The sequence below is a fragment of the Streptomyces sp. NBC_00525 genome (genome assembly GCF_036346595.1).
Taxonomy (GTDB): domain Bacteria; phylum Actinomycetota; class Actinomycetes; order Streptomycetales; family Streptomycetaceae; genus Streptomyces.
Window position 1 is genome coordinate 3,763,790 of the sequence record NZ_CP107834.1, and the last position, 19,296, is coordinate 3,783,085.

General features: G+C 70.7%; 24 protein-coding genes. 11 read left to right on the plus strand and 13 right to left on the minus strand.

Features of this window, described 5'->3' with window-relative positions; genetic code table 11:
* Positions 1-5: 5 nt before the first annotated feature.
* Positions 6-194, minus strand: a complete 189-nt coding sequence (locus tag OG710_RS16695) for a ribbon-helix-helix protein, CopG family (RefSeq protein ID WP_111336834.1) — start codon at positions 192-194, stop codon at positions 6-8.
* 157 nt (positions 195-351) lie between these two features.
* Here OG710_RS16695 and OG710_RS16700 point away from each other — a divergent pair, with 157 nt between their 5' ends.
* Positions 352-792 carry a MarR family winged helix-turn-helix transcriptional regulator gene (locus OG710_RS16700; protein ID WP_111336836.1) on the plus strand — a complete coding sequence of 147 codons (441 nt, stop codon included), beginning with the start codon at positions 352-354 and terminating at the stop codon, positions 790-792.
* A gap of 73 nt (positions 793-865) precedes the next feature.
* Positions 866-2,200: an MFS transporter gene (locus OG710_RS16705; protein ID WP_330240045.1), complete on the plus strand. Its 1,335-nt coding sequence runs from the start codon at positions 866-868 to the stop codon at positions 2,198-2,200.
* Between the two features lie 195 nt (positions 2,201-2,395).
* Here OG710_RS16705 and OG710_RS16710 read toward each other — a convergent pair whose 3' ends face one another.
* A complete protein-coding gene (locus OG710_RS16710) occupies positions 2,396-3,391 on the minus strand; it encodes an aldo/keto reductase (protein ID WP_330240046.1) in 996 nt (331 codons plus the stop codon).
* A gap of 62 nt (positions 3,392-3,453) precedes the next feature.
* On the minus strand, positions 3,454-4,422 hold the full coding sequence (gene pip / locus OG710_RS16715; protein WP_330240047.1) for a prolyl aminopeptidase: 969 nt from the start codon (positions 4,420-4,422) through the stop codon (positions 3,454-3,456).
* Positions 4,423-4,561: 139 nt separating this feature from the next.
* Here pip and OG710_RS16720 point away from each other — a divergent pair, with 139 nt between their 5' ends.
* The 6 genes from OG710_RS16720 (at position 4,562) to OG710_RS16745 (ending at position 9,168) form a co-directional block, all read left to right on the plus strand.
* Complete coding sequence (locus OG710_RS16720; RefSeq protein ID WP_330240048.1) at positions 4,562-5,053, plus strand: hypothetical protein; 492 nt, start codon at positions 4,562-4,564, stop codon at positions 5,051-5,053.
* A 130-nt stretch (positions 5,054-5,183) separates the two neighbouring features.
* Complete coding sequence (locus tag OG710_RS16725) at positions 5,184-6,020, plus strand: hypothetical protein (RefSeq protein WP_330240049.1); 837 nt, start codon at positions 5,184-5,186, stop codon at positions 6,018-6,020.
* Positions 6,017-6,691, plus strand: coding sequence for a DUF4166 domain-containing protein (locus OG710_RS16730; protein WP_330240050.1), 675 nt, complete (start codon positions 6,017-6,019; stop codon positions 6,689-6,691). The genes OG710_RS16725 and OG710_RS16730 overlap by 4 nt, the downstream gene beginning before the upstream one ends.
* Positions 6,688-7,392, plus strand: a complete 705-nt coding sequence (locus OG710_RS16735) for a TetR/AcrR family transcriptional regulator (RefSeq protein WP_330240051.1) — start codon at positions 6,688-6,690, stop codon at positions 7,390-7,392. The genes OG710_RS16730 and OG710_RS16735 overlap by 4 nt, the downstream gene beginning before the upstream one ends.
* A complete protein-coding gene (locus OG710_RS16740; protein ID WP_330240052.1) occupies positions 7,389-8,375 on the plus strand; it encodes an endonuclease/exonuclease/phosphatase family protein in 987 nt (328 codons plus the stop codon). Before OG710_RS16735 ends, OG710_RS16740 begins: the two co-directional genes overlap by 4 nt.
* An 88-nt stretch (positions 8,376-8,463) precedes the next feature.
* The gene (locus OG710_RS16745; protein WP_330240053.1) at positions 8,464-9,168 is read left to right on the plus strand and encodes a VOC family protein; all 705 of its coding nucleotides are present in this window, start codon (positions 8,464-8,466) and stop codon (positions 9,166-9,168) included.
* Here the strand turns inward: OG710_RS16745 and OG710_RS16750 are convergent.
* The 7 genes from OG710_RS16750 to OG710_RS16780 all read right to left on the minus strand — a co-directional run bounded on the left by OG710_RS16750 (position 9,155) and on the right by OG710_RS16780 (position 14,680).
* On the minus strand, positions 9,155-9,754 hold the full coding sequence (locus tag OG710_RS16750) for an RloB family protein (protein ID WP_330240054.1): 600 nt from the start codon (positions 9,752-9,754) through the stop codon (positions 9,155-9,157). The two genes, OG710_RS16745 and OG710_RS16750, sit on opposite strands and share 14 nt — an antisense overlap.
* Before the next feature lie 2 nt (positions 9,755-9,756).
* Complete coding sequence (locus OG710_RS16755; protein ID WP_330240055.1) at positions 9,757-11,091, minus strand: AAA family ATPase; 1,335 nt, start codon at positions 11,089-11,091, stop codon at positions 9,757-9,759.
* Between the two features lie 172 nt (positions 11,092-11,263).
* Positions 11,264-11,803, minus strand: a complete 540-nt coding sequence (locus tag OG710_RS16760) for an NUDIX hydrolase (RefSeq protein ID WP_330240056.1) — start codon at positions 11,801-11,803, stop codon at positions 11,264-11,266.
* Between the two features lie 6 nt (positions 11,804-11,809).
* On the minus strand, positions 11,810-12,934 hold the full coding sequence (locus OG710_RS16765; RefSeq protein ID WP_330240057.1) for an adenosylhomocysteinase: 1,125 nt from the start codon (positions 12,932-12,934) through the stop codon (positions 11,810-11,812).
* Positions 12,935-13,055: 121 nt separating this feature from the next.
* Entirely contained in the window at positions 13,056-13,904 is an 849-nt protein-coding gene (locus OG710_RS16770; RefSeq protein WP_330240058.1) for a helix-turn-helix domain-containing protein, read from the minus strand.
* A 10-nt stretch (positions 13,905-13,914) separates the two neighbouring features.
* Positions 13,915-14,433, minus strand: coding sequence for a DUF6879 family protein (locus OG710_RS16775; protein WP_443064266.1), 519 nt, complete (start codon positions 14,431-14,433; stop codon positions 13,915-13,917).
* The gene (locus OG710_RS16780) at positions 14,414-14,680 is read right to left on the minus strand and encodes a hypothetical protein (protein WP_330240059.1); all 267 of its coding nucleotides are present in this window, start codon (positions 14,678-14,680) and stop codon (positions 14,414-14,416) included. Before OG710_RS16780 ends, OG710_RS16775 begins: the two co-directional genes overlap by 20 nt.
* 108 nt (positions 14,681-14,788) lie before the next feature.
* Between OG710_RS16780 and OG710_RS16785 the strand changes: the two genes are divergently transcribed.
* Both OG710_RS16785 and OG710_RS16790 read left to right on the plus strand, forming a co-directional pair.
* The gene (locus tag OG710_RS16785) at positions 14,789-16,045 is read left to right on the plus strand and encodes a glycosyltransferase family 4 protein (protein WP_330240060.1); all 1,257 of its coding nucleotides are present in this window, start codon (positions 14,789-14,791) and stop codon (positions 16,043-16,045) included.
* The gene (locus tag OG710_RS16790) at positions 16,042-16,902 is read left to right on the plus strand and encodes a hypothetical protein (RefSeq protein WP_330240061.1); all 861 of its coding nucleotides are present in this window, start codon (positions 16,042-16,044) and stop codon (positions 16,900-16,902) included. The genes OG710_RS16785 and OG710_RS16790 overlap by 4 nt, the downstream gene beginning before the upstream one ends.
* An 8-nt stretch (positions 16,903-16,910) precedes the next feature.
* On the opposite strand, the gene OG710_RS16795 is transcribed toward OG710_RS16790, so the two are convergent.
* Entirely contained in the window at positions 16,911-17,567 is a 657-nt protein-coding gene (locus OG710_RS16795) for a CatA-like O-acetyltransferase (RefSeq protein WP_330240062.1), read from the minus strand.
* 83 nt (positions 17,568-17,650) lie between these two features.
* On the opposite strand from OG710_RS16795, the gene OG710_RS16800 reads away from it, so the two are divergent.
* Positions 17,651-18,169: a DUF1203 domain-containing protein gene (locus OG710_RS16800; RefSeq protein WP_330240063.1), complete on the plus strand. Its 519-nt coding sequence runs from the start codon at positions 17,651-17,653 to the stop codon at positions 18,167-18,169.
* Here OG710_RS16800 and OG710_RS16805 read toward each other — a convergent pair.
* Both OG710_RS16805 and OG710_RS16810 read right to left on the minus strand, forming a co-directional pair.
* Positions 18,159-18,401 (minus strand): DUF397 domain-containing protein, encoded by a 243-nt coding sequence (locus OG710_RS16805; RefSeq protein WP_330240064.1) that lies wholly within the window; start codon positions 18,399-18,401, stop codon positions 18,159-18,161. The two genes, OG710_RS16800 and OG710_RS16805, sit on opposite strands and share 11 nt — an antisense overlap.
* Positions 18,398-19,174, minus strand: a complete 777-nt coding sequence (locus OG710_RS16810) for a helix-turn-helix domain-containing protein (protein WP_330240065.1) — start codon at positions 19,172-19,174, stop codon at positions 18,398-18,400. Before OG710_RS16810 ends, OG710_RS16805 begins: the two co-directional genes overlap by 4 nt.
* Positions 19,175-19,296: the final 122 nt, after the last annotated feature.

Below are 19,296 nucleotides of genomic sequence, written 5' to 3' on the forward strand. Positions count from 1 at the left end.
GGCGGTCAGCCGGCCTCGTCGGCGTAGAACTTCTCTGTCTCCTCGACGGCCGACTGAAAACGTTCGTCGAAGTCGTCGCGAATGAGCGTCCGGACCACATAGTCCTGGACGCTCATTCCGCGTTTTGCGGCATGCTGCTTGAGCCGGTCGAGCAGCTCACCGTCTATGCGCAGGCTGAGCACTGTCGATCCCATGGCATGCAGGGTTACGTCCCGCAGGCCCGTCGTGCGTGATTTTCCACCGCCGACTCACTCGTTCGGGTGATCGATTGGTGGTCCCGCCAGGTGATCCCGCTCTCGCGCGTGTAACACAAGTGGTCTTTAGAGTAGGTAATGAGTTACGCTAACAAACATGCCTGACCTGATCCACGACAGCGACAGTGCCGCCGCCGTGAGCTCCCTTCGTTCCGCCGTCATGCTGCTCGGCCGGCGCCTCAAGCACCAGCGCGTCGACGAGTCGCTCAGCCCGACCGAGATGTCGGTGCTCGGGACCCTCGCCCGTTGTGGCTCGGCCACTCCCGGTGAGCTCGCCCGCAAGGAGCACGTACAGCCTCCGTCGATGACCCGCATCGTCGCGTTGCTGGAATCGAAGGGCCTGGTCAGGCTGGAACCGCACCCCGACGACCGTCGCCAGAAGGTGGTCAGCCAGACCGAGCGGGCCGAGGCCATGCTCGCCGAGAGCCGCAAGAAGCGGAACGCCTGGCTCACCACCCTGGCCGAGGGCCTGGACGAGGACGAGTGGGAGACGCTGCGCAACGCGGCGCCCGTGCTGGAGAAGCTGGCCCACCTGTAGGCCCGTAACGGTCCAGGACCGTACCGGGCCCTCGTCAGTCACACACCGTTCACGCCCGAGGAGGCGAACCCTTTTGAGTACGGGAACCGGAGCAGACTCCGCCCCCGCACCGACTTCCACCCACGAGAGCAAGACCGGCGGGACCTTCTCGTCGCTGAAGATACGCAACTACCGCCTGTTCGCCACGGGCGCCGTGATCTCCAACACCGGTACCTGGATGTCCCGCATCACGCAGGACTGGCTCGTCCTGAGCCTCACCGGGTCCGCCGCGGCCGTGGGCATCACCACGGCCCTCCAGTTCCTCCCCATGCTGCTGTTCGGCCTGTACGGCGGTGTCATCGCCGACCGGGTGCCGAAGCGGCAGCTCCTGCTCGTCAGCCAGGCGGCCCTCGGCGCCTGCGGCGTCGTGCTCGCCGCGCTCACGCTCTCCGGCGTGGTCGAGGTGTGGCACGTCTATCTCATCGCGTTCCTGCTCGGCATGGTCACCGTCGTCGACAACCCGGCGCGGCAGGCCTTCGTCTCCGAGATGGTCGGCCCCGCCCAGCTGCGCAACGCGGTCAGCCTGAACTCGGCGAACTTCCAGTCCGCCCGGCTCATCGGCCCCGCCGTCGCCGGTGTGCTGATCACCACGGTCGGCAGCGGCTGGGCCTTCATGTTCAACGGCCTCTCGTTCGCCGCCCCGATCATCGGCCTGCTGATGATGCGCCCCGCCGAGCTGCACAAGGCCGTCATCGTGCCGCGCGCCAAGGGCCAGCTGCGGGAAGGGCTGCGATACGTCTCGGGCCGCCCCGAGCTGATCTGGCCCATCGTCCTGGTCGGCTTCGTCGGCACCTTCGGCTTCAACTTCCCGATCTGGCTGACGGCCTTCGCGGACGAGATCTTCCACGGCGGCGCCGGGATGTACTCGTTCTTCAACATCCTCATGGCCGCCGGCTCACTGGCCGGCGCCCTGCTCGCCGCCCGCCGCCGCTCCTCGCGGCTGCGGATGCTGGTCGTCGCCGCCACGGCCTTCGGCCTGCTGGAGATCGTCGCGGCGCTCGCACCGGCCGTCTGGATCTTCGCGCTGCTGCTCGTCCCGATCGGCATGATCGGCCTGACGACCAACATCAGCGCCAACACCAGCGTCCAGATGGCGTCCGACCCGGCCATGCGGGGCCGGGTGATGAGCCTCTACATGATGGTGTTCGTCGGCGGTACGCCGGTCGGCGCCCCGATCGTCGGCTGGATCAGCGACGCGTACGGCGCCCGCACCGGCATGGTGTTCGGCGGCGCGCTGTCCATGCTGGCGGCCCTCGTCATCGGCGCGATCCTGGTCCGTGTCGGCGGCCTGCGCCTCAAGGTGGGCCTGCACCAGGGCCGCCCCCAGGTGCGCGTGGTGCCGCGCGAGCGCCTGGCCACGGTGGCGTAGCCGTACGCGGACGCCTCGGCGGCCCCGTCCCGGTGCTCCGGGGCGGGGCCGCTTCGTGGTCACCGGGGCCTGTCCGGTTACGCTCGTCGGGTGGACCCGAAGACCAGAAACCGCGTCATGGCCGTGGTGCTCGTGCTGATGTTCGCCGTCGTCGCCGTGGCAGCCGCCTTCGGCTAGGCATCCCCGTACGGGGAGCTACCAGGCGAAGTTCTCCGGCGAGGGGCCGGGGCCGGGGAAGATCTCCTCCAGCGCCGCCAGCACCTCCGCCGACAGCTCCAGCTCCACCGCGCGCAGCGCCGAGTCGAGCTGCTCACGGGTGCGCGGGCCGGAGATCGGGCCCGTGATGCCCGGCCGGGTCAGCAGCCAGGCGAGGCCCACCTCACCCGGCTCCAGGCCGTGCTTCTCCAGCAGGTCCTCGTACGCCTGCACCTGCGCCCGGACCTTCGGGTCGGCCAGCGCGTCGGCGGCCCGGCCGGAGGAGGAGCGGGCGCCGCCGCCCTCGCGCTGCTTGCGGAGCGCGCCGCCGAGGAGGCCGCCGTGCAGCGGGGACCACGGGATGACCCCGAGGCCGTACTCGCGGGACGCCGGGATGACCTCCATCTCGGCGCCGCGCTCCATCAGGTTGTAGATGCACTGCTCGCTGACCAGGCCGTAGCTGCCGCGCTGCCGGGCGCGCTCGTTGGCCTGGGCGATCTTGTAGCCGGAGAAGTTCGAGGAACCGGCGTACAGGATCTTGCCCTGCTGGATCAGTACGTCGATGGCCTGCCAGATCTCCTCGATCGGGGTGTCCCGGTCGACGTGGTGGAACTGGTACAAGTCGATGTGGTCCGTCCGGAGCCGCTTCAGGCTGGCGTCCACGGCCCGGCGGATGTTGACGGCGGACAGCTTGTCGTGGTTCGGCCACGCCTCGCCGTCGGCGCCCATGTTGCCGTAGACCTTGGTGGCGAGCACGACCTTGTCGCGGCGGTCGCCGCCCTTGGCGAACCAGGTGCCGAGGATCTCCTCGGTGCGGCCCTTGTTCTCGCCCCAGCCGTAGACGTTCGCGGTGTCGAAGAAGTTGACGCCCGCGTCCAGCGCGGCGTCCATGAGGGTGTGGCTGTCGCTCTCGTCGGTCTGGGGGCCGAAGTTCATCGTCCCCAGGACGAGGCGGCTTACCTTGAGTCCGGTGCGTCCGAGCTGCGTGTACTTCATGACTCCCAAGCCAACGCCTTCGAGCGCGCTCGAAGCAAGCGGTGCGTTCCCTACGGGGATCGTCAGCTGCGGGCGAACCGGTTCAGTGCTGCCATGAGTGCCCGGCGGGTCGCCGTTCCGCCGAGGTGGCCGGCGTCGTTGATCACCGTCAGTTCGGCGTCCGGCCACGCCCTGGCCAGCTCCCATGCGGTGATCAGCGGTCCGCCCATGTCCATCCGGCCGTGCACCAGCACTCCGGGAATCCCGGCGAGCCGTCCCGCGTCCCGGATCAGCTGCCCCTCCTCCAGCCAGGCGCCGTGCGAGAAGTAGTGCGCGCAGATCCGGACCAGGGCCTGCCGCGCCCGGTCGGGGCGGCCGCTGAACGGGGGCGGGCCGGTGTACGCCTCCTGGGACAGCACCGCGTCCTCCCAGGCGCACCAGTCGGCCGTCGCCCGCGCCCGGACCTCCGGGTCGGGGTCCGCGGTGCGCCGGGCGTACGCGGCGAGCACGTCCGGTGTGGCGTCGCTCGCCGCCTCCGGGACGCCCGCCCGGAACAGCTCCCACGCCTCCGGGAAGAAGCGGCCCGCGCCCCGGTACAGCCAGTCGATCTCGGAGCGCCGCGTCGTGGTCACCGAGGGGATCACGATCTCGCTGACCCGCTCCGGGTACCGCTCGGCGTACGCCAGGATCAGGGTGGAGCCCCAGGAGCCGCCGTGCAGCAGCCAGCGGTCGATGCCCAGGTGGACGCGGAGGCGTTCCATGTCGGCTATCAGGTGGTCCGTGGTGTTGTGCCGCAGGTCCACGGCCGGGTCGCTCGCGTGCGGGGTGGACCGGCCGCAGTTGCGCTGGTCGAAGAGGACGACCCGGTACCGCTCCGGGTCGAACATCCGCCGCGCCCCCGTTCCGCAGCCCGAACCGGGCCCGCCGTGCACGACGGCGGCGGGCTTCCCGTCGGGGTTCCCGCACACCTCCCAGTACACGTGGTTGCCGTCACCGACATCGAGCATGCCGTGCTCGTACGGTTCGATCGGCGGGTATTTCTCATCGGACATGACGCGGCGTCTCCTCGCTGTGCGGCGTACGGCCGCGTGCGGCGGCGTACGGCGGTTTCGGCGGTGGTGGTACGGCGGTTTCGGCGGTGGGGCGTACGGGAAGGGCGCACAGCTTACGCGCGGTCGTAGCCTGGGCGGCGTGAACGCGACTCCCGAGATACTCGCCGTGCTGGATGATCTGCTCGCCGCCGCGGGCCCCGATGACCGGGGTGCTCTGTGGCAGCTCGACCGGCGGGGGAGGGAGCTGGACGCCAATCTGGTGCGGCTGCCGCCGGGGGCCGAGGTGGGGGAGCACCAGGAGGACGTGCTCGACGTTCTCCTCGTGGTTCTCGCGGGCGGCGGCCGGCTCGTTCCCGGTGACGGCTCCGAGCCCCTGACGCTGACCCCGAGCACCGCCACCTGGCTGCCCCGTACGTCGCGGCGCTCCCTGACGGCGGGCCCGGAGGGGCTGGCCTATCTGACCGTGCACCGCCGCCGCCCCGGCCTCGCGATCAAGCCGGCGGTGCGGGCGTACGAGGGCGGCGAGGCGCCGTGCTCGCTGGACCGGGTCTGCCCGGAGTGCGGGCGGATGTCCCAGGAGTCCGCGCCGGTGTTCTGCAGCGCGTGCGGGGAGCGGTTTCCGGGGCGCTGAGCGGGGCGGGGGCGCGCCCTTCCCCGTGACGGCCGACCCCAAGCATTTGAGCAGTCGCTCAAACTCCACTACTCTCTGCCGGGAAGCGATTTGAGCGACTGCTCAAACCGTCTGTACGGGGGTGGGGCCGATGGCCGGTGGTCTGTATGTGGAGGCCCGGATACGGGCCGGCCTGGAGTGCGTCTGGGAACGCAGCCAGGACCCGGCCCAGCACCAGCGGTGGGACCTGCGGTTCACGCGCATCGCGTATCTGCCGGTCGCCGAGGGGGAGCCGCAGCGCTTCACGTACGGGGTACGGGTGCTGCCCGGCCTCCTCGTGGCCGGCACCGGCGTCTCGGCCGGCGAGCGCCACCGCCCGGACGGCACGCGCACCTCGGCCCTCCGCTTCGCCTGCGCGCATCCGCTGTCGTTCCTCACGGAGGGGCGGGGGTACTGGCGTTACGTGCCCGGCCCGGACGGGCTCCGCTTCCTCACCGGGTACGACTACGAGCCGCGCTGGGGCCGGCCGGGCCGGCTCGCGGACCGCGTGGTCTTCCGGCCGCTGATGGGCTGGGCGACCGCCTGGTCGTTCGACCGGTTGCGGCTGTGGTGCGAGCGGGGGGTCACCCCGGAACGGGCGCTTCTGCGGGGCCTGGCGGAGGCGGCGGCCCGCGTGGCGGCGTTGGCCGGAGCGGTGTGGGTCGCGGGGGCGTCGGCCGCCGGGGCCCGGGGCGGAGGGCTTCGGGGCGCCGGGCTCTGGGGCGCCGGTTCCTGGGGCGGCGGGCTCGGCTCCGTGCCCGCCCTCCTCGGCTCCGTGCCCGCCCTCCTCGTCGCCGTAACCGTCCTGCTCGCCGCGCTCCTCCTGCCGCCGCTGCCCGGCACCCCGTCCGCCCGCCGCTGCCTGCGCCGCCCGCCGGGGCGCGGCACCGGCACCGGCGCCGACGTAGGCGCGCCGCCCGCCCTCCTCGACCGTCTGGAGCAGCCGTGACCTCGATCTTCCAGCAGGCACTGGGGGCCGACTTCGACCGCCTCCACCCGCAGATCCGGCGCCGCTTCTCCGTGGGGCTGGCCGGCGGCGAGTCCTGCACGGGGCGCGGGGTGATGGACCGGGTGTGGCACGGCGGCAGCTGGGTACGCCCGTTCCTCGCGCTGGGCGCCACCCGCAACATCCTGCTCCCGCGCTCCGGCCGGAACATCCCGTTCACCATCGAGAACGTGCCCTTCACGGACTCCTACGGCCGCGAAACGGTCACCTTCGTCCGGACGTTCGCCTTCCCGGACGGCCCCCGGCGCTTCGACGCGACGATGGTCCACAGCCCGGAGCGCGGTTGCGTGGTCGACTACCTGGGAACGCACCAGCACCTCGCCACGGATCTGCACCTCTCGGTGGACGGGGCCGGCGCCCTCGTCATCCGCTCCGGCGAACACCGCTTCCGGGAGGGCCCCGTGGACGCGCGGGTGCCCGCGCTGATCGGGGGCGACGCGGTGGTGCGGGAGTCGTACGACGAGGCGGCGGGCCGCTTCCGCATCCGGGTCGAGGTCACCAACCGCCGCTTCGGCCCGCTGTTCGGCTACCAGGGCTCGTTCACCGCCGAGTACGCGCCGGCCGGCCGCGTACGGCAGGATCTGCGGCCGGTACGCGAGGAGGCACGGGCATGAGCGAGGGCGTGAGCGCACGCGTGAAGAAGGCGGGCGGGGACTTGAAAGGTGCGGGCGGCGGGGCCGACACCCGTACGAAGCTGTTGGACGGTGCGCTCGCCACGCTCACCGAGCAGGGCATCGCCAAGACGTCCGCGCGGAGCATCGCCGCGGCCGCCGGGGTCAATCAGGCCCTGGTCTTCTACCACTTCGGCACGGTGGACGAGCTGCTGGCCGCCGCCTGCCGGCACGGCGCCGAACAGCGCCTCGCGACCTACCGCGAGCGGCTGGATCGGGTGCGCTCGCTGGGTGAACTCCTCACCGTGGCCCGCGAACTGAACGCCTCCGAACGGGCGGGCGGCCATGTCGCCGTCCTCGGCCAGCTCCTTGCCGGCGGCCAGACCCAGCCCCGCCTGGCGACCGCCACGGCCGCCGGGCTCACGCTGTGGACGGACGAGATCGAACACGTCCTGATCCGCGTTCTGGCGGGCAGTCCGCTGGCGGAGTTCGTGGACATTCCGGGACTGGCGAAGGCGGCATCGGCGGCCTTCGTCGGCCTGGAACTGTACGAGGGCGTGGACCCGGCGGGCGCCGAACGCGCCCTGGCCTCCCTCGACCAACTGGCCGCCCTGGCCACGGCGCTGGACGACCTGGGCCCGGTCGCCCAGCGGGCGGTGCGCTCGCGCCTGCGCAAAACGACGGGGAACCGGGGGCGGGGGTGACGCGGGAGGCCGACGCGGTGGCGGCGCCGTCGCGGTGGCGGCGCGGCAGGGTCCTGGCCGGGCTCGCCGCGCTGACGGCCGTGCTGCTCGTCGGGCACCGGGCCGTGCCCAACACGCCGGGCCGGCTGGGCAGTCTCCTGGAGGCGTTCCTGCCGTGGCTCGGGCTCGCCGTCGTCCCCCTGCTCGCGCTCGCCGCGCTGCGCCGGGCGCCGCTCGCCCTGCTCGCGGTGGTGCTGCCGGTCACGGCGTGGGCGTACGCGTTCGGCGGGCTGCTGCTCCCGGCGGCGGACCCGGACGACGGGGCGCGGGACCTGCTCGTCGTGCAGCACAACGTCAGCGATGTGAACGCCGACCCCACGGGCACCGCGCGCGTCCTGGCCGCCGAGGGCGCCGACCTGATCGCCCTGGAGGAACTGGTGCCGGACGCGCTGCCCGCGTACGAGAAGGCGCTCGCGCCGGCGTATCCGTTCCACGAGGTCCGGGGCACCGTGGGCCTCTGGTCGCGGCATCCCCTGGCCGGCACCCGGACGGTGGACATCCGGCCGGCGGACATCGAGGAGCCGTGGAGCCGGGGCCTGCGCACGGTCGCCGCGACGCCGCACGGCGAGGTCACGGTGTACGTGGCGCACCTGCCGTCGATCCGGATCGGCGTGACCGGTCTGGCGTCGGCCCGCCGCGACGAAAGCGCCCGGCTGCTGGGCGCGGCCCTGGACGCGGAGGAGACGGCCGGCCCGCTGCTCGTGCTCGGCGACCTCAATGCGACGGTGGACGACCGGGGCCTGGCGCCCCTGACCTCGCGCCTCTCCGTCCCCCGGCGCGGCTTCGCGTTCAGCTTCCCGGCGTCCTTCCCGCTGACCCGGATCGACCAGGTGCTGGCCCGTGACGCGGCGGTCGACCGCGTACGAACCCTCCCCCGGACGGGCAGCGACCACCTCCCGGTGGCGGCCAGGGTGACCCTGGACCGAGGACCGGGGGCGGCGTAGCCGGTGCGCGGGAAATCGGGGTGCGTCGCCGGTACGCGCTTCCTAGGATGCGCGGGTTCGCCGCCAACAGACCGGAGACGTACGGACCATGACCCTCCACCTCTCAGCGATCGGCTTCCACGCGAGCGACCCCGAGGCGCTGTCCCGATTCTGGGCCGCCCTCCTGGGCCGGGAGCGGGCGGCCGACGGCACGGTCCTGCCGCCAGACGACGGCGAGGGCTTCGCCCTCCGCTTCACGGCGAGCCGGGAGCCGAAGATCCGCCAGAACCAGGCCCACTTCGACCTGACGAGCGCCACCCCGGAGCAGCAGGCGGCCACGGTGGCCCGCGCCCTCGAACTGGGCGGCCGGCACATCGACATCGGCCAGTCCCCGGAGGAGACCCACGTCGTTCTCGCCGACCCGGACGGCAACGAGTTCTGCGTGATCGCGGCGGGCAACAAGTTCCTCGCGGACACCGCGTTCATCGGCGCGGTCGCCTGCGACGGCACCCAGGCGGTCGGCTACTTCTGGAGCGAGGCGCTGGGCTGGCCGCTGGTGTGGGACCAGGACGAGGAGACGGCCGTCCAGTCCCCCCGGGGCGGCACGAAGCTCACCTGGGGCGGCCCACCGGTGAACCCCAAGACCGACACCAACCGCCTGTACTTCGAACTGACCCTGCCGCCGGACGCCGACGAGGCGGCGGAGCTCGCCCGCCTGACGTCCCTGGGCGCCCACCACACGGAATCCGGCACCCTGCTGGACCCGGACGGCAACGAGTTCACGCTGCGGCGTACGGCGGTCAGCTCGGTTTGAGCAGGTCCACGAGGAGGGGCATGGCGGAGGAGGGGCCGGGGCCCATCCGGCATGCCGCCATGCCGGGGTCGGCCTTCCGGGCGGTGTCGCAGGCCGCGTACACCCGGTCGATCGGGAAGCGTGGGAGCAGGGTCTTCCCGCTGGCCAGGTTCAGTTGCTCGACCCGGTGGTCCAGCTGAGTGGTGGTCAGGGCGGACCGCTTGTCCTCGGCGTGCCAGCGGAGCCACACCTCGAACTTGAGGTTCGAGATCAGGAGGAGGATCGACTCCTGTTTCGCGAGCTTGCATGCGGCGGGCAGCGTCGCGTGCTGGTCCACATCGACCAGGCAGACACAGATGTCGAAGGCTGCGTCGCCCTGCGCCCTGTCCCTGATCTCCACGCACTTGCGGACGACCTTGAGCGGGTCCGTGCCCACCCCGACCTTCTTGACGATCGCGGTGGCACCCTTGCTGCGCAGAAAGCCGCCCAGGCGCTCGACGTACTGCGGTTCGGTCTCGGTTCCCTCGGTGACGACGAGGATGCGTTTGGCGAGTTGCCTCTGCGGACGTATTCTCCGCGTTCCCCGGCCGCGCGGACCGCCGGCCACTTCTAGTCCTCCCCGGACACGATGAGGGCCGTCAATGTGCTCGGCGACAGGTGGGGGGTTCCGCCGTAGCGGCCGGCCAGGTAGCGGCGGGCCACGTTGGCGTCCGGGTGCCTGGGGAAGTCCGCGAGGCAGGTCAGTTCGGTGACGCCCTCGTAGGTCTTGTCGGTGAACCAGACCTGCTCGGGCTCCAGCTTCACGTCGCTGAGCGGTGAGAGGATGTACGACTCGTGGCTGGTGAAGATCAGCTGTGCCTGTCGGGTGTTGACCGCCGGGTCGGCGAACGCCCCGAGCAGCACTTCCAGCAGGTGAGGGTGCAGGCTCGAATCGATCTCGTCGACGATGAGCAGTCCGCCCTTGCGCAGGGCCTCCACGGCCGGCACGGCGGTCGCGAGCCAGGCGATAGTGCCGTCGCTCTCCTCGTGGATCGAGAACTGGGGGCACTCGTCGGCGGAGCCGCGGTGGGTGAAGGTGAGGTGCCGGATGACCTGCGCGAGCGCGTCGTCGTCCAGGTCCTCCGGGCCGTCGTCACCGCGTGACGAGTCGCCTTCCTCCCCGTTCTCCTCCTCGCGCAACTCGCGCTGGAAGTGGCTGAGGGCCCGGCGCACCTCCTCCGGGATCTCCGTCTCTTCGAGGCTGACCCCTTCGACGCCGATGTCGGCGACCTGAAGCAGCGCTTCCAGATCGGGGAACGTGATCGTCCCCTCCGCGAGCGAGTCCGCGATGTCCCTGAGCCGTGCCTCGCGATGGGAGTCCTTCACCAGGACGCAGTCGAAGCGGTCGACCAGCTCGCGCGCGAGGGCGTTCAACGACGAGTCGTCGAGCAGCAGGGCCCGACTGAGCACGAGTTCGCGCCCCGTCACATCGATCCGGCCGCGCAGGCTCGGGTGGAACTTGAACACGCCGGTGTCGCGGTCGCGGTCCAGCAAGGTGCGCCACCGGGAACCGGGAACGTCGCGCAGCCATTCGCGCCTGATCCCGTCGTGGTCGACCTCGAACCCGTACGAATGCCGGTGGCCCTCGTACACGAAATCGAGCTCGTACGTGCTCGAAGCGGTGCGCGCGGACCCGTCGAGCTGGAACGGGGCGCGCCGCATCCCCTTCGACGCCTGCCAGGCGGTGGCGGACTGGCTGATCGCGGTGAAGGCGTAGCGCAGCGCGTCGAGCACGGTGGATTTGCCGGTCGCGTTTCCGCCGAATACTCCTGCGAGCGGAAAAGTCACGATATTCCAGTCGTCGTCCTTCGGACGGAGTGTCCGCAGCGAGGGGCGAGTGAGGTCGAGCGTGATCTCGTCACGGATGCTCTTGTGATTGCGCACCGTGAAGCTCAGCAGAGTCATGAGGAAACTTTATCACTTAGAGTGGCCTCATCCGCGCGAAATTCGTAGAAAACGCGACCCTTGGAGTGAACATCGTCGTGGTCTCCCGAAGGCCCCCGTGGCGTCGGCATGACCGGATCGGGGGTCCCACGGGCGGTGTACGCGAGTCGTCAGGGCCTCGTGCCGTCGAGGGCTAGCGGAGGGCGGACAGGACCCGGTTCCGCAGCGTCTCGTCCGCGAGTGTCTCCGGGCCTCGCCACTCCGACGCACTGACCTCCTCTGCCTGCAAGGTCACTTCCACGGGGCCGCTCGTGCCGAACAGCCACCTCACGTCCGCGTGCAGATGGGCGGGCTCCCCCTTTGTGTCGTTCGCCGGAATGTCGTGGACGTCGATGTGTACCGGTCCGGGCAGCAGTGGGGTGATGCTCCCCCTGATGCCGGTCTCCTCGGAGAGTTCGCGGAGCGCGGCACCGATCAGGCTCTCGTCCTCCGGTTCGAGGTGCCCGCCCGGGGTCAGGTACGTGCCGAGCACGTTGTGCCGGATGAGCAGCACGTTCCCGCTTTCGTTCACCAGCACTGCCCCTGCGGTGACGTGCAGCGGGCACGTCTTTCGACTGGACAGGTCGTCGTCCTGGTCGAGCCGTTCGAACACGACGGACAACGCGTCCTTCTCCTCGGGGTGCGCGGCGGCGTACTCGGCGAATGTCCCTCGGATGTGGTCGTTTGTGATCATGGAGTGTCACCGTTCGTTGTAGTAGTGAAGCCACGTCGCGGCGATCCTGCTTCGGTCCGCCGCCGATATCTCGTGCAGGGTGGCGTCGAGGCCGCCGCCTGCCAGCGCGTGCACGCCCGCGATGATCTCGGCCTGAACCAGGAAGATGAACGGCCCGACCGAAGCGCCGTGCAGGAAGTTGACCGCCTCACCCCCGTTCATCAAATAGAAGTAGTGCCCAGTCGTCTCGTACCGCGTGATGTGGTCCGCAGCAGTGGTCTTCCGGTAGCCGTCCGGCAGCCCGGACAACTCCAACTCGTCTTCCGAACTGGTAACCGTGGCGACGAACGCACCGTTCTTCAGCTCGGTGAAGTCCTCACCGCGCAACGACAACGCGCCCGTCGCGCACAGTACGAGCCCCGCAGACTTCAACGCGGCATCCCGGTCGCGGGCAACGCCGAACCCCTGCGACAGGGCTTGAGCCCGCCGGACGGGGTCTATGTCGTACACGGTGACATGCACTCCCTTCGCGTGCAGCAGGCGGGCGATCGAACTGCCGAGCTTGCCGAACCCGAGGACGAGTGCGGGGCGGCCGTGCAGGATGTCCCCTCGGCCCCGCAACAGAGCCTCCGTCGAGAACACGACCGACTGACCGACCAGGAAGTCTTCCGGCTCCTTCAACGGCGAGCGCGCCACACTGACCACGGGGCACGGCAGCCGGTCCCGCTCGGCATAGCGCTTGTGGCCGTTCTCCGTGTCCTCGACCACGCCGAGCACTGTCCCACTGAACTTCTCGCACAGCTCATCGAGCGAGGGAGCAAAGTACCCGCCTACGTCGAGCAGCACCACGGGCTCGCCGGCGGCCCTGGTCTCCAAGTAGCCCAGGGCCGTTTCCGGGTCGGCAAAGCGCTCGCGCGACAGCTCGTCCACGGCGAACCTCGCCTCGATCTCCCGCTTGGCTTCGGCGTGGACGGACTTGGGCTTGGGGAGCACGGCCCGGAGGTTCGTGACCTCGCCGACAGCCCGCACGAACGCGGGGCGCTCGGGCAACAGATGCGTGACCAGCAGCGAGGACGGTGGTGCGGAAGGGGTGAACTCCCGTGCGATGCTCCGCCAGTAAGCGCTGAGCCGTGCCCGTTCCCGGGTCTCCATGCAACACCCCTCTCTCGGTGGCACCTCTGTCGTAGGACTTGCCGGTCGGGCTTGTCGCAGCTGCCACGTTAGGGAAGGTCAGGCCCTGACCCTCACCGAGTTGCACGAGGTTGCACACCAGTTATCCGAGGGCGTCGCGTGCCGATGCGATGAGCGCGCGGGCGGCGGCCCCGTACACGGCCTGCGCCGCAAGCTCGGCGAACGTCTCCGCGTACATGGCCACTTCGCCGGGCTGTGTGATCGTCAGGTAACCCGACACCAACTCGACGTTGACCTGGGCCGCGTCATAAATCCAGAACCCCTCGGCCGGCCATCGGTTCCGGTCGGACGCCATGGGTACGACTCCCAGGCTGACGTTGGGCAGCGAGGCGACCGTGACCAGGTGATCGAGCTGTCCGGACATGACCTCGGTGCCGCCGATTCCGGACCGCAACACCGACTCCTCGACGAGGAACGCGAACCGTCGGCCACCCTCGTACAGCACCCGCTGCCGCTCCATCCGTGCGGCCACCGCTTCGGTCACGTCGTCCACCAGGCCGCGCCGCCGCTGGATGGATTGCAGTGCCGCCGTCGTGTACGGCCAGGTCTGGATCATGCCGGGCACGAGCCAGGAGGAGTAGGAGCGGAATCGGCGGGTTCGCCGGTACAGGGGCAAGCGGGCTTCCTGCGCCTGTCTGAGCCCGGCCCGTTCCATGCGCTGCCAGTTGACCCACATGCCCTCGGCGGTTCGCAGCGAGGCGATCAGGTCCTCGGTCTGCCCCTCGGCACCACACGCCCGGCACCACGCCCGGATGTCGTCGGCGGACGGAGGGGTCCTGGCGTTCATGATCCGGGACGACTTGGACCGGCTCCACCCGCAGAGTACGGACAGTTCGAGCCCGGTCAGGCCGGAGTCCCGGCAGAGGTCCGCCAGCCGTCGTGCGAGATCCTGTCGGGCCTGCTGGGCGCTGGAAGACGGAGAATCGGCCATGGAGACGTGGTCAGGCGGGCCGGTACTCCGCGTGGGGAATCGCGCGTTCCCACGCCGCCTCGTACGCGCTGACGTACTTTGCGGCCAGGACCGAGTCGTGCACGACTTCCATGCGAGGGTCGGTCCACTCACCGTCCCCGCTGAAGTGATGGAAGACCACGGTCTCCTGGTCCATGACCCATCCGTCCAGTGCGGGGAGGAGCAGGTCGCGCGCCCGTGAGCGCGGCAACCACCGCACGTCCTCGCCCGCTGCGACGTTGGTGAAGGTGCCGTCGTACTCGTACCGGACGTAGTCGCTCAGCGGCTCGGAGACCACCCGCAGACGGCGCATGACGACTCCTCGGCCGGTCGCCTCGGCGACTACGTCCAGCCACGGGCGCCACCACGAGACGCGGTCGGCCGGGTCGTACCGGTGTCCGTTCTGCCAGCGGATGAACTCGGGGTCATCGCGCATGTAGCCGTCCCGCATCTCAAGGTGCATCGCCGAGTGCCGCGCCTTCGCGAGGCATTCACGTACCGCTGTCGCCACCGTTGTCCTCACTGTCCGGACGGGGGATGAACCGGAGCATGTTGGCGGGTAACCGGATCACGCTCTCGTGGTCGGGAACGTCGGTCGAGTGGCCCGGTACCGAGCCGACTTCCTGTGCCTGTCGAATCGTGTCCTCGTCAGCTTTCCATGACTGGATGATCAGATCTCCGGTTGTCTCGTCCAGCCAGATCGTGGGCGAGCCGTCATCGGGGGTGTTGGGCCAAATCCCGAGGAATCGCAGGCTCATGGGCGCTCTCCTCGCAAACCGGGGGGCCTGGACGTGCACGAGCCTGGTCGCTGGACGCGGTCGGCGCAAGAGTGCAACCACCGGGTGGGGTCGGGGGTCCTTCTGGGTATGAAGATCTCTTTCCTCATACACAACGCGTACGCGATAGGAGGGACGATCACCACCACCTTCAACCTGGCCCGCGCGCTTGCCGAGCGGCATGACGTGGAGGTCATCTCCGCGTTGCGGAGCCGGGAGCGGCCGAGTGTCGTGCTCGATCCGCGGGTGCGGCTGCGGGCGTTGGTGGACTTACGGCATGAGAAGGACGACCCGAGGCACCGGGCGCCCGCGAAGGTGTTCCCCGCGGCGGAGAACCGATACGGGGAGTACAGCGCGCTCACCGATGAACGCATCGGCGCGGCGCTGGCCGGGATCGACGCGGATGTGGTCGTGGGGACGCGACCGGGGCTCAACGTGCACCTGGCGCTCCAGGCCCCCGAGCGGGTGGTCCGGGTCGGGCAGGAGCACCTGATGCTCGACCAGCACTCGCCGCGCCTGCGGAACGCGTTGCGCAAGGCGTACCCCCGGCTGGACGCGCTCACCCCCGTCACGGAGGCCGACGCGGCCGTGTACCGGCGGAAGATGCGGCTGCCGGGCGTCCGGTTGCAGGCGCTCCCGAACAGCGTCCCCGCACCGACGCTCCCGCCGGCGGACGGCCGGGGCCGGATCGTCGTCGCGGCCGGGCGGCTGACCCCGGTGAAACGATTCGACCTGCTGATCGAGGCGTTCGCGGCGGTCGCGGCCGCGCACCCCGACTGGACGCTGCGCATTTACGGCCGGGGCGAGGAGAAGGAGCGGCTGCGGGCGCTCATCGACCGGCTCGGGCTGTACGAGAGCGTCTTCCTCATGGGCGCGGTGACCCCGATGGAGGCCGAGTGGGTCAAGGGCTCGATCGGGGCGGTGGCGTCCGCGTACGAGTCCTTCGGCATGACCGTCGTCGAGGCGATGAGCTGCGGCCTGCCCGTGGTGAGCACGGACTGCCCGTACGGCCCCGGCGAGATCATCAGCCCCGGCGAGGACGGCCTGCTCGTCCCGGTCGGTGACCGGGAGGCGCTGTCCGGCGCCCTGCTGCGGCTCGTGGCCGACGACGAACTGCGCCGCCGCATGGGCCGCACCGCGCGGGACAACGCGCTCCGCTACCGCCCCGACACCGTCGTCGCCCAGGCCGAACGGCTCTTCGAGGAGCTGTCGGCGGCCCGGCGGGACGGCCGCGCGGCGGCGCGCACACATGACCGCGCCCTGACGACGAGCGGCTACGCGGCCGGGGACACCCTGCTCACGGCGGCCGGTGCCGTCGTACGGGCCGCACGGAAGGTACGACGATGAGCGGCGAGCACGAGAACGAACCGGTGGAGAGCCCGCGCGCGGCGGTGACCGCCGAGGAGGACGGCCGGCTGCTCATCCGGGTCCGCCTCCCCGGCCAGGGCGAGCCGCCCTGGCTGCTGCTCCAGCGGCGTCCCGGAAAGGGGAAGCCGGAGGAGCCCGGCCGCCACCTCGTACTGGAGCGCGAGGGGCCGCAGGAGTGGCGGGCCGTCCTGGAAACGGAACCGGCCCTGGAGGAGGGCCGCTGGGACGCGTACGTGGTGGACGCGCCGGACGGGGAGCGGGTGCCGCTGCTGCCGGGCCTGCGCGACCTGCGCGCGCTGACGCCGGACGGCGGCGCCCACGGCGTACGGGCGGTGGCCACGCCCCTGGCGGTACGCATTCCGTACGCCACCAAGGACGGCCGCCTGGCCGTACGCGCCTGGCATCGCGCTACCCACGCCGAGGCCGGCCGAATCACCCTTTCGGGCGACACGATGACCGTCGCCGCCCGGCTGTACGGCGCCCGCCTCGGCGAGGGCGCGGAGGCGTCCCTCCACCGCCGCGGCCGCAACCCGGCCGAGGTCCGCGTCCCGCTCCGGGCCACGGACGACCAGAACTTCACGTTCACCGTCGACTACGGCACCCTCGTCCCGAACCCCGGGGAACCAGGGGCCACCCCGGTCGTCTGGGACGTGTACGTACACCCCGCGACGGGTACGCCGCGCATCCGGACCGCCCGCCTCCTGGACGACCTCGCGGACCGCAAACAGGTCTTCGTCTACCCGCACACCAGGGTGGGCGACTGGTCGGCCCACCCCTACTACACGCTGGACAACGACCTGTCGGTGGAACTCACCCGAAGCCGGCCGGGGGAGTAGCCCGGCGCCTACGCGTCCACCCACGCCGGGTCCCCCAGCAACTCCTCAAGGCCCCGCACCAGGCGCCCCACGTGGAAGCCGTCCGTCACTGCGTGGTTTACCTGGGCGGCCAGGGGGAGAAGGACGCGGCCGGCTCGTTCCGTGTAGCGGCCCAGGGTGAAGATCGGGGCGAAGTGGTCCGCGTCCTGCGCGATGTTGAGGTTGAAGGAGGTGAAGGAGGCCCACGGGAGGCTGGAGATGTCGAAGGTGTTCGGGGGGAACGTGTCCTGGGGGAAGAAGGACGTGGCGCGGGCGCCTTCCGCGAGCAGCGGGGCCGCCGCCTCGTGGAACGCAGCGAAGTCCGGGTCGTAGCGCGCCCACACGCACGCGAACGTCTCCCGGTCCGCGTTGAACACCGTGAACGCCGGGTGCACCACCGGCCACACCGCCGGATCGCCCGACTCGGTCAGGCACATCCTGAACTCCTCGTGCCGGTTCACCACGTCGGCGAGCGCCCAGACCTGCGCCACGTACGACTTGCGCCGCGAGGCCCGCAGCGCGGCCGTGAACGCGGTGACGTCGATCTCCACCGTCATCGAGTACGTACACGGCACGCGCTCGCGGTAGTGCGCGAAGTGCTCGCGGCGCGGCCAGGCGGCCAGGTCTACGGGGATCGGGGCGTCCATCGGCGCATCATCGCAGCCGCGCCATCGAACGCGAAGTCGGTTTACCGCCAGCAGGGGCCGCCCCCGCCGCGCAGCCTGGAGGCATGAACCACGTGACCTTCCCGCCCACCGCCATCGCCCCCCACGTCCTCGACCAGCTCCGCGCACGCGACGACGCGGGGGCCGCCATCCACAGCCGTGTGGACGACGAGGGCGGGGCGCCCCTGCGCTGCTGCCTGCGCCGCAGCCGTATCGGCGACCGGATCTCGCTCGTGTCGTACGCCCCGCTGCGCCGCTGGGCGGCGGAGACGGGCGCCGAGCCGGGGGCGTACGACGAGGTGGGCCCGGTCTTCATCCACACCGACCGCTGCACCGGCCCGGACCCGGCCGCCGGGCACCCGTTCACCGAGACCGGCGCCGTGCGCGTCCTGCGCCGCTACAGCGGTGACGGCCGCATCGCCGGAGGCACGCTCGTACAGCTGCCCGACGACCCCGACAAGGCCCAGGCCGTCATGGACGAGGCCCTGTACGAGGCGTTCTCGGACGCCGCCGTCGCCCTCGTACACGTACGGGCGGTGGAGTACGGCTGCTTCCAGTACGAGGTGCGCGGGCTCAGGCGGTAGCGGTGTGCTGGACGAACGCCGTCCAGGACTTCGGCGACAGAGCCAGGGCCGGGACGGTGATGTCCTTGGAGTCGCGCACGTGGATGGTGTGGGGGCAGGCGGCGACCTCGACGCAGTCGCCGCCGTTCGGGCCGCTGTAGCTGGACTTGGACCAGGAAAGTGCGACCTCGACGCAGTTGCCGCCCTCCGGGCCGCTGTAGCTGCTCTTGAACCACTTGAGGTCAGTGTTCATAGTCCTTCTACAATCCGCTCGATCAGCGCACGGGACTCTTCCAGTCCGAGAGCTTGCGTCCGCAGCATGCCATATTTGGCGAACAGTTCACCCACGTCCGACTGTTCGGTGACCAGGTGGGTGCGGCCCTGGACCTCCAAGTACGCCAAGCGCCGCCAGTTGTCGGTCTCGAGCAGTACGAACGATCCGCTCAGACCGGAGTGCGTCTCCCTGCGGGGCGGCATCACCTGGATGTGCACGTGCCGCAACCGGCTCACCTCAAGAATGTGCTGGAGCTGCGCCTTGTGCACATCCCGCCCCCCGATGGGGCGAGTCAGCGCGCTGAGCTCCAGTACGAAACTGATGTCGGCCGGCGGCTTACGGGTCAGCAGTGCCTGCCGCGCCAGGCGTCCGACGATCAGCCGCTCGATCTCTTCGTCGTCGAGTGGCGGGCACGCTTGATTGAACACGGCACGCGCGTGGGCCTCGGTCTGCAAGAGCCCCGGTACTACGTGGCATTCGTACTCGTACCGCACCAGCGCCTTCGCCTCTTCCTCGGCGAATGGCTCGAACCACGACGCCACGCTGCTGAACGTCAGCTTCGCTGCGGCCACGATCAGTGCACCTCTGGCGCAACATGCATCGTCCGCCTTCAAGACGAAGTCGCCCTTCGGGGGCCGCTGGCCCCGTTCCACCATCGCCACCTGCGACTTCGAGAAGCCGATCCGCTTCCCCAAGCCCTCCTGCGAGAGGCCCGCCAGCTCGCGGAAGTGGCGTAACAGCACCCCGAACATCTCTGCGGTCCCGCCGCCAGTACTACTGGAGTGCACAGCGCCACCTCCAAGTGCACAGTGATGCACAGATCCCTTGTGTCCCTGGTCACAGTACGTGCGGGCGCCGACGCTTTCCGTATGGA

What these genes read in the sequence shown, in the direction of transcription:
- OG710_RS16735 (WP_330240051.1), top strand. Translation starts at nt 6,688, where the DNA reads ATGAGCGAGGGCGTGAGCGCACGCGTGAAGAAGGCGGGCGGGGACTTG.
- OG710_RS16725 (WP_330240049.1), top strand. Translation starts at nt 5,184, where the DNA reads ATGGCCGGTGGTCTGTATGTGGAGGCCCGGATACGGGCCGGCCTGGAG.
- OG710_RS16710 (WP_330240046.1), bottom strand. Translation starts at nt 3,391, where the DNA reads ATGAAGTACACGCAGCTCGGACGCACCGGACTCAAGGTAAGCCGCCTC.
- OG710_RS16765 (WP_330240057.1), bottom strand. Translation starts at nt 12,934, where the DNA reads ATGGAGACCCGGGAACGGGCACGGCTCAGCGCTTACTGGCGGAGCATC.
- OG710_RS16695 (WP_111336834.1), bottom strand. Translation starts at nt 194, where the DNA reads ATGGGATCGACAGTGCTCAGCCTGCGCATAGACGGTGAGCTGCTCGAC.
- OG710_RS16800 (WP_330240063.1), top strand. Translation starts at nt 17,651, where the DNA reads ATGAACCACGTGACCTTCCCGCCCACCGCCATCGCCCCCCACGTCCTC.
- OG710_RS16795 (WP_330240062.1), bottom strand. Translation starts at nt 17,567, where the DNA reads ATGGACGCCCCGATCCCCGTAGACCTGGCCGCCTGGCCGCGCCGCGAG.
- OG710_RS16755 (WP_330240055.1), bottom strand. Translation starts at nt 11,091, where the DNA reads ATGACTCTGCTGAGCTTCACGGTGCGCAATCACAAGAGCATCCGTGAC.
- OG710_RS16810 (WP_330240065.1), bottom strand. Translation starts at nt 19,174, where the DNA reads ATGTTCGGGGTGCTGTTACGCCACTTCCGCGAGCTGGCGGGCCTCTCG.
- OG710_RS16700 (WP_111336836.1), top strand. Translation starts at nt 352, where the DNA reads ATGCCTGACCTGATCCACGACAGCGACAGTGCCGCCGCCGTGAGCTCC.
- OG710_RS16790 (WP_330240061.1), top strand. Translation starts at nt 16,042, where the DNA reads ATGAGCGGCGAGCACGAGAACGAACCGGTGGAGAGCCCGCGCGCGGCG.
- OG710_RS16770 (WP_330240058.1), bottom strand. Translation starts at nt 13,904, where the DNA reads ATGGCCGATTCTCCGTCTTCCAGCGCCCAGCAGGCCCGACAGGATCTC.
- OG710_RS16745 (WP_330240053.1), top strand. Translation starts at nt 8,464, where the DNA reads ATGACCCTCCACCTCTCAGCGATCGGCTTCCACGCGAGCGACCCCGAG.
- OG710_RS16760 (WP_330240056.1), bottom strand. Translation starts at nt 11,803, where the DNA reads ATGATCACAAACGACCACATCCGAGGGACATTCGCCGAGTACGCCGCC.
- OG710_RS16785 (WP_330240060.1), top strand. Translation starts at nt 14,789, where the DNA reads ATGAAGATCTCTTTCCTCATACACAACGCGTACGCGATAGGAGGGACG.
- OG710_RS16780 (WP_330240059.1), bottom strand. Translation starts at nt 14,680, where the DNA reads ATGAGCCTGCGATTCCTCGGGATTTGGCCCAACACCCCCGATGACGGC.
- pip (WP_330240047.1), bottom strand. Translation starts at nt 4,422, where the DNA reads ATGTCCGATGAGAAATACCCGCCGATCGAACCGTACGAGCACGGCATG.
- OG710_RS16805 (WP_330240064.1), bottom strand. Translation starts at nt 18,401, where the DNA reads ATGAACACTGACCTCAAGTGGTTCAAGAGCAGCTACAGCGGCCCGGAG.